General features: G+C 60.2%; 7 protein-coding genes. 4 read left to right on the top strand and 3 right to left on the bottom strand.

The genetic code is table 11. From position 1 onward, the window contains the following. The first annotated feature begins 159 nt into the window (after positions 1–159). The 3 genes from rdgC (at position 160) to sugE (ending at position 2586) form a co-directional block, all read left to right on the top strand. Positions 160–1080 (top strand): recombination-associated protein RdgC, encoded by a 921-nt coding sequence (gene rdgC / locus ACTJLA_RS16545; protein WP_005786703.1) that lies wholly within the window; start codon positions 160–162, stop codon positions 1078–1080. Positions 1081–1199: 119 nt separating this feature from the next. Then, a complete protein-coding gene (locus tag ACTJLA_RS16540) occupies positions 1200–2159 on the top strand; it encodes a bile acid:sodium symporter family protein (RefSeq protein WP_003190129.1) in 960 nt (319 codons plus the stop codon). A gap of 112 nt (positions 2160–2271) precedes the next feature. Next, complete coding sequence (sugE, locus tag ACTJLA_RS16535) at positions 2272–2586, top strand: quaternary ammonium compound efflux SMR transporter SugE (protein WP_010211634.1); 315 nt, start codon at positions 2272–2274, stop codon at positions 2584–2586. A 108-nt stretch (positions 2587–2694) separates the two neighbouring features. Here sugE and ACTJLA_RS16530 read toward each other — a convergent pair whose 3' ends face one another. The 3 genes from ACTJLA_RS16530 to ACTJLA_RS16520 form a co-directional block, all read right to left on the bottom strand. Further along, positions 2695–4569, bottom strand: coding sequence for an MFS transporter (locus tag ACTJLA_RS16530; RefSeq protein WP_054921686.1), 1875 nt, complete (start codon positions 4567–4569; stop codon positions 2695–2697). 59 nt (positions 4570–4628) lie between these two features. Next, positions 4629–5777 carry a TDT family transporter gene (locus ACTJLA_RS16525; RefSeq protein WP_440841617.1) on the bottom strand — a complete coding sequence of 383 codons (1149 nt, stop codon included), beginning with the start codon at positions 5775–5777 and terminating at the stop codon, positions 4629–4631. A 111-nt stretch (positions 5778–5888) separates the two neighbouring features. Continuing rightward, on the bottom strand, positions 5889–7076 hold the full coding sequence (locus tag ACTJLA_RS16520; RefSeq protein ID WP_440841616.1) for an MFS transporter: 1188 nt from the start codon (positions 7074–7076) through the stop codon (positions 5889–5891). A gap of 91 nt (positions 7077–7167) precedes the next feature. Here ACTJLA_RS16520 and ACTJLA_RS16515 point away from each other — a divergent pair, with 91 nt between their 5' ends. Then, on the top strand, positions 7168–7707 hold the full coding sequence (locus tag ACTJLA_RS16515) for a TetR/AcrR family transcriptional regulator (RefSeq protein WP_072435554.1): 540 nt from the start codon (positions 7168–7170) through the stop codon (positions 7705–7707). Positions 7708–7730: the final 23 nt, after the last annotated feature.

The raw sequence follows: 7730 nt of genomic DNA, 5'->3' as shown, positions 1-7730 counted from the left end.
TTCGTTTCGGTGTGGCGCGCATTCTACGGAGCGACCCTAAGTCTGGCAAGCACTTTCTTAAATCTTTTTTTTCAGCCCTTCCAATGGCTTAGGCAGGGTTGGCCTGCGGCGTGATCAAGAGAATAATGCCCCCCTTTGTATAGAGGAGAGACTCACCCCATGTGGTTCAAGAACCTGCTTATCTATCGCCTGACCCAAGATCTGCCTGTTGATGCCGAGGCGTTGGAAGCGGCCATGGCCACCAAGCTGGCGCGCCCTTGTGCGAGCCAGGAGTTGACCACTTACGGTTTTGTCGCGCCTTTTGGTAAAGGTGAAGACGCCCCCCTGGTTCACGTCAGCGGCGATTTCCTGCTGATCGCCGCTCGCAAGGAAGAACGCATCCTGCCGGGTAGCGTGGTGCGTGATGCACTTAAAGAGAAAGTCGAAGAGATCGAAGCCGAGCAAATGCGCAAGGTCTACAAGAAGGAGCGCGACCAGATCAAGGATGAAATCATCCAGGCCTTCCTGCCGCGTGCCTTTATCCGTCGCTCGTCGACCTTCGCTGCAATCGCGCCGAAACAGGGCCTGATCCTGGTCAACTCGGCCAGCCCCAAGCGTGCCGAAGACCTGCTGTCGACCCTGCGTGAAGTGATCGGCACCCTGCCCGTCCGCCCTCTGACGGTAAAAACCGCACCAACTGCAATCATGACTGACTGGGTCACCACCCAGAAACCGGCTGATGACTTCTTCGTCCTCGACGAATGCGAACTGCGCGACACCCACGAAGACGGCGGCATCGTGCGCTGCAAACGCCAGGACCTGACCGGCGAAGAGATCCAGCTGCACCTGACCACCGGCAAGGTCGTAACCCAACTGTCCCTGGCGTGGCAGGACAAGCTGTCCTTCATGCTCGACGACAAGATGACCGTCAAGCGCCTGAAGTTCGAAGACCTGCTGCAAGACCAGGCGGAACAGGACGGCGGCGACGAAGCCCTGGGCCAACTGGATGCCAGCTTTACCTTGATGATGCTGACCTTCGGCGATTTCCTGCCGGCGCTGGTCGAGGCACTGGGCGGCGAAGAGACACCACAGGGCATCTAAGCAACACCGATCCAATGCGGGCACGGTCAGTGTGGGAGCTGGNCCGCTATCGCAGGCAAGCCAGCTCCCACATTTGATTGCATCGACAACTCGGAAATCGAATAAAAAAGGACATCCCCATGCGCGCACTCGCCGCCTTGAGCCGCTTTGTCGGCAACACCTTTGCCTACTGGGTGCTGATCTTTGCCGTTGTCGCCTTTCTCCAACCCAGCTGGTTCATCGGCCTGAAAAGCGCCATCGTCCCACTGCTGGGCCTGGTGATGTTCGGCATGGGGTTGACCTTGAAACTGGAAGACTTCGCCGAAGTCGCTCGCCACCCGTGGCGCGTGGCCTTGGGCGTGGTCGCGCATTTCGTGATCATGCCGGGCGTGGCATGGTTGCTGTGCCAGGCGTTCCATTTGCCGGCGGAAATTGCCGTTGGCGTGATCCTGGTCGGCTGTTGCCCAAGTGGCACGTCGTCCAACGTCATGACCTGGCTGGCCCGGGGTGACCTGGCGTTATCGGTGGCGATTGCCGCGGTCACCACCCTCCTCGCCCCGCTGCTCACACCGGCGTTGATCTGGCTGCTGGCCTCGGCCTGGCTGCCAGTGTCGTTCATGGAACTGTTCTGGTCGATCCTGCAAGTGGTGCTGCTACCCATCGTACTGGGCGTGGTCGCGCAGCGCTTGCTCGGTGATCGGGTAAGGCATGCGGTGGATGTGCTGCCACTGGTGTCGGTGGTCAGCATTGTGATCATCGTCGCGGCCGTGGTTGCCGCAAGCCAAGGCAAGATTGCCGAGTCGGGCCTGCTGATCATGGCCGTGGTGATGCTGCACAACAGCTTCGGTTACCTGCTGGGCTACTTCACCGGGCGCCTGTTCAAGTTGCCCTTGGCGCAACGCAAGTCGCTGGCCCTGGAAGTGGGCATGCAGAACTCCGGGCTGGGTGCCGCGCTGGCCAGTGCGCACTTTTCGCCACTGGCGGCGGTGCCCAGTGCGTTGTTCAGCGTCTGGCACAATATTTCCGGCGCATTGCTGTCGACCTATTTCCGCCGCATGAGCGAAAAGGAAGACCGCCGCGCCCTGGAAACCACGCCGTAACTTGATCGCCCGGTCCAATTTCGGCACTCTACCGAACTTCGCGGGGACGACCTCGCGACGCTATCAAGCGCTCACCCGGGGACGACCCCACTTTGATAGAAGCGAGGTCATCATGTCCTGGATCATTCTGTTTTTTGCCGGGTTGTTTGAAGTGGGCTGGGCCGTCGGCCTGAAGTACACCGACGGGTTCAGCAAGCCGCTGCCCACCGCCCTGACGATTGCCGCCATGGCTGTCAGCCTTGGGTTGTTGGGGCTGGCCATGAAGGAATTGCCGCTGGGCACCGCCTATGCCATCTGGACCGGCGTGGGGGCCGTGGGCACCGTGATTGCCGGGATTATCCTGTTTGGAGAATCCATGGCGTTGTTTCGGTTGGCGAGTGTGGCGTTGATTATTTGTGGGCTGATTGGCCTCAAGATCTCGACATAAGCCACTACCGCTATCGCAGGCAAGCCAGCTCCCACATTTGACTGTATTCACAATTCAAAATGTGGGAGCTGGCTTGCCTGCGATGATGCCCTGACAAACAACGACAAACTACCTGGCACTCCCCCGCAAACCGCCCACCACAGCGTGCAACTGCTCAGGCGTTGCCGCTTCCACAGCCACCGGCTCGCCCGCCACCAACACCACCCGCGACCAGATCCGATGAAACAAACCCTTGTTCGGATCACGGCTGAAGAAACTCCCCCACAACCCCTGCAATGCCATCGGGATCACCGGCACCGGCGTCTCCTCCAGGATGCGCGTCACCCCACCGCGAAACTCATTCATCTCGCCATCGGCTGTCAGCTTGCCTTCCGGGAAGATGCACACCAACTCGCCATCCTTGAGGTACTGGGCAATGCGCGCGAACGCCTGTTCGTAGATCTGAATGTCTTCATGGCGCCCGGCAATCGGAATAGCCCCGGCGGTGCGGAAGATAAAATTGAGCACCGGCAAGCGGTAGATCTTGTAGTACATGACAAAGCGAATCGGCCGACGTACTGCGCCGCCAATCAACAGCGCATCGACAAACGACACATGGTTGCACACCAGCAACGCCGCGCCTTCATCCGGGATGGCTTGCAGGTTGCGATGCTCCACGCGGTACATGGAATGGCTGAGCAGCCAGATCATGAAGCGCATGGTGAACTCGGGGACGATTTTAAAGATGTAAGTGTTAACCGCGATGTTGAGCAGCGACACCACCAGGAACAACTCGGGGATCGACAGCTTGGCCACGCTCAACAGCAGAATGGACACGATGGCCGAGACCACCATGAACAGTGCATTGAGAATGTTGTTCGCCGCGATCACCCGTGCCCGTTCGTTCTCGGCGGTACGCGACTGGATCAGCGCATACAGCGGCACGATGTAAAAGCCACCGAACACCCCCAGGCCGAGGATATCGAACAGCACCCACCACGCCTGGCCGTAGCTGAGCACCGCGAGCCAATCGTTGGCTTGCACGTTCTGCGGGAAGCCGCCGGAGTGCCACCAAAGCAGCAGGCCGAACACGGTCAGGCCAAATGAGCCAAACGGCACCAGGCCGATTTCCACCTTACGCCCGGAAAGCTTTTCGCACAGCATCGAGCCCAGGGCGATGCCCACCGAGAACACCGTGAGGATCAAGGTCACCACGGTTTCGTCGCCGTACAACCATTCCTTGGCATAGGCAGGTATTTGCGTGAGGTAAATCGCGCCGACAAACCAGAACCATGAGTTGCCGACAATCGAGCGCGACACCGCCGGCGTCTGCCCCAGGCCCATGCGTAAAGTCGCCCAGGACTGAGTGAAGATATTCCAGTCCAGGCGCAGCTGCGGTGTCGAAGCCGCTGCGCGCGGGATGCTGCGGCTGGCCAGGTAGCCCAGCACCGCCACGGCCACAATCGCCACCGCCACCACCGGCGCGTAATGGGTGGAAGACATCATGATCCCGGCACCGATGGTGCCGGCCAAAATTGCCAGGAACGTGCCCATCTCCACCAGGCCGTTACCGCCGACCAACTCATCGTCGTGCAAGGCCTGGGGCATGATCGAGTACTTCACCGGGCCGAACAGCGCCGAGTGAGTGCCCATGGCAAACAGCGCCAGCAGCATCAGTTCAAGATGATTGGTCAGAAAACCCGTCGCGCCCACCGCCATGATCACGATCTCGCCGATCTTGATCGCGCGGATCAACGCGTCCTTGTTGAATTTCTCGCCAAACTGCCCGGCCAACGCCGAGAACAGGAAGAACGGCAGGATAAACAACAAAGCACACAGGTTGACCCAGATGGAGCGGTCACCCTCGATGGTGAGCTTGTAAAGGATGGCCAGGATCAGCGACTGCTTGAAGATGTTGTCGTTGAACGCGCCCAGCAACTGGGTGATGAAAAACGGCAAGAAGCGCCGCGTGCGCAGCAAGGTGAATTGGGAAGGATGGCTCATCGTCGTCCGTGTTCCTGCGTGGCCTTTATTTATCAGGCCACGACTTTACCTAATCCTGCTTACTTATTCGCTAGCCCGGCAATACAAGGCGAAACAAAAAGCTCGCCTTTATAAGCGCCCTGCACGGTGCGCTTGGCCACGATCAGCCACATCAGCGCCAGCGCAACCACCAGCACACTGCCAAACACACTGAAAAACGCCAGATGTAACAGGCTCGCCAATTTAAGCGTGGCCAAGGCGTAAACCCCCAATGGGAAGGTGAAGCCCCACCAGCCCAGGTTGAACGGGATACCGGCGCGCAGGTAACGCAGGGTGATCAACACCGCAATCAACATCCACCACAAGCCGAAGCCCCACAGGGTGATGCCCGCAATCAGGCCCAGGCCGTGGGCCATTTCACCGACACTGGCCAGGCCATTGGCGGCAAAGATCGCGGGGGCATCCGTACCGAGCAGCAACATGCCCAGGGCACCGGTACCGATCGGGCCCAGGGCCAACCAGCTCGACGCGGCCATATTGGCGTGAGGCAACTTATGCAAGGCCATGCGCAGCATCAGGATGGTCAGGATGCTGAACGCTACCGGCAGGGAAAACGCCCACAGCACGTAGCTGGTCACCAACATCACCAGCTGCGAATGGGCATCGGCCAAGTGCGGCGCAAGCAAGCCGCCGCTGGCCGCCGCCACTTCGGCCGCCACCACGGGCAACAGCCAGACGGCGGTCATCTGGTCGATACTGTGCTCCTGGCGGGTGAACATCATGAATGGGATCAGCCCGCCGCAGGCCAAGGACATGGCGACGTCCAACCACCACAGAACTTCGGCCAGCGGGATGACATCACTGCCCCAGCGCGGCAAACCGAACAGCAGCAAGCCATTAAGAATGGTCGCCAGCCCCATGGGGATAGTGCCGAAAAACATCGAGACGGTGGAGTGCCCGAAGATGCGTCGCGCCTCGTGGAAAAACATCACCCAGCGGGCGGCGTAGAGCACGCTGAACAGCACAAACAGGCCGATGGTGAACAGCCACAGGCCCTCGGCGATAGCGTGCAAACCTGGCAAGTTGACTGGCAACTGGGCCAAGGCCAGCGCCAGCACACCGGTGCCCATGGTCGCGGCGAACCAGTTCGGGGTGAACTGGCGAATCACTTCCCGGGGACGGGTCAGGTGACTGAAGGGTTTGTAGCGGTGAGTAGTCGAGCAGGTCATGGGTTAATCCTCTTCCTCATTTGAGGTTGAAGCCATGATAGAACCTGATCGAATATCTATATAACGGGTAATATCTCTAACTGTTATCTATTTTACCTATATTGATCGCAATCAGGCCCTCGCCCTTGCCTGCGCCGTGTCCCGCCACAACAACCCAACAAGCGCGCCGAGAGACAGCAAGATAAGCACCGCACCGTAGCCGTCCGTGGTCGCGATCAGGCCAAACACACGGCTCAGGTTCCCCGCCAATAACGCCGGTATGCAGAACGCCAGGTAGCTCAATACATAGAACGCCGACATCAGGCCCGCCCGCTCATGGGGCAACGCCAGGCCCACGATGCTGCGCACACTGCCCATGAAGCCGCCGCCGAACCCCAGGCCTGCGATCACACTGGCGACAAAGAACAGCCACAGGCTGGCGATGTTTACGGCAACCAGCAGCAACCCCACGCCCACGGCCAGCAGTGCAGCCGACACGCGCATGAACCTGTCAGCCGCGTGGTTGCGCAGGCTGTAGATCATCACCGCGCCGCTCAAGGTCACCACCGCCACCAGCCCGCCGCCGATCAAGTGCGAGGTCGACCCGGTGGCGACACGCACCAACGACGGTGCCAACGAGGAAAAAAACCCACCCAGCGCCCACACGGCCACATTCAATGGCATCGCCAGCCACAACGCGCGGCGCGCCTGCGGCGGCACATGCAGGGTTGGCGCCAGGGACTTCAAGGCGCCGGGTGTGCGGCTGACCGTTTCAGGCAGGCGCCACACATACAGAGCCTGCAACACCATCAAGCCCAGCAGGGTGTAATAGATCAATTGGGTTGGCCACGGCGCGAACTCCACCAACAGCCCGCTGCCCAGGCCACCACTGGCCATGCCGAGCATCGGTGCAAGGCTGTTGAGCATCGGGCCGCGGACGCGGTCGGTATCGAGCAGCGTCGCACTCAATACCGCTGTGGCAGTGCCAGTCGCGAAGCCCTGTAACACGCGGGCGGCCAGCAGGCAGGCGGTGCTGTCAGCGTGGATAAACAGCAGCATCGCCACACTATTGAGCAGCAGCGCGGCGAAGATCACCGGCTTGCGCCCCAGGTAATCCGAGAGCGACCCCACCGTCAGCAGGGCCGCCAGCAGGCTCACGGCATAGACACCAAAGATGGCGGTGAGCATGGCCGCCGAAAAATGCAGGTGGTCTTGATACACCTGGTACAAGGGCGTCGGCGCGCTGGAGGCGGCGAGAAAGGTCAGCACCATGATCACTAGAACCGCCAGGCTGGACCGCTGAGAGATGACACTGGACATGGGCACGCTCCGCTAAAGCTAATATTTTGCTTTTGTGCAGTGTGCTATTCGCTGGCGCTTAAAGCAAATTCTTTGTGTTAAGGTCTCGCCCATGGCGATCAAAGAAGGCCTCCGCCCGGGGGGCCGCAGTGCCCGGGTACAAGAATCCGTCCACAGAGCGGTGCGCGAATTGCTGGAAGCCCATGAGCGTTCCAGCGTCACCGTGCCGATGATTGCGGCATGTGCAGGCGTCACGCCGTCGACCATTTACCGGCGCTGGGGCGATCTGTCAGTACTGCTCGCCGACGTCGCCCTGGCCCGTATGCGCCCCGATACCGAACCGGCCAACACCGGCAGCCTGCGTGGCGACCTGCAAGCCTGGGCCGAGCAATACCTGGATGAGATGAGTTCGGACGTAGGCCGCAACATGATGCGCGACGTGCAGAGCAGCCCGACGCCAGGGTATTGCGTGAGCATCCTGAGTGGGCAGTTGCAGGTGATTGTTGACCGCTACCCGCAGGAACAGCCACCGAGCGTTGACCATCTGATCAACCTGCTCGCCGCACCGACGGTGTTTCGTATTCTGTTTTCGGCAGAGCCTTTGGCTGTTGAAGAGCTGCATGCCCTGATCGAATTGGCACTGAAGGCTTAAAGCCCTACACATAGCAAATGTGG

Source organism: Pseudomonas sp. 22072 (genome assembly GCF_052046095.1).
Lineage (GTDB): Bacteria > Pseudomonadota > Gammaproteobacteria > Pseudomonadales > Pseudomonadaceae > Aquipseudomonas > Aquipseudomonas paracarnis.
Note: the sequence above shows the minus strand (reverse complement) of the source record. Positions and strands in the feature narration are given on the sequence as shown.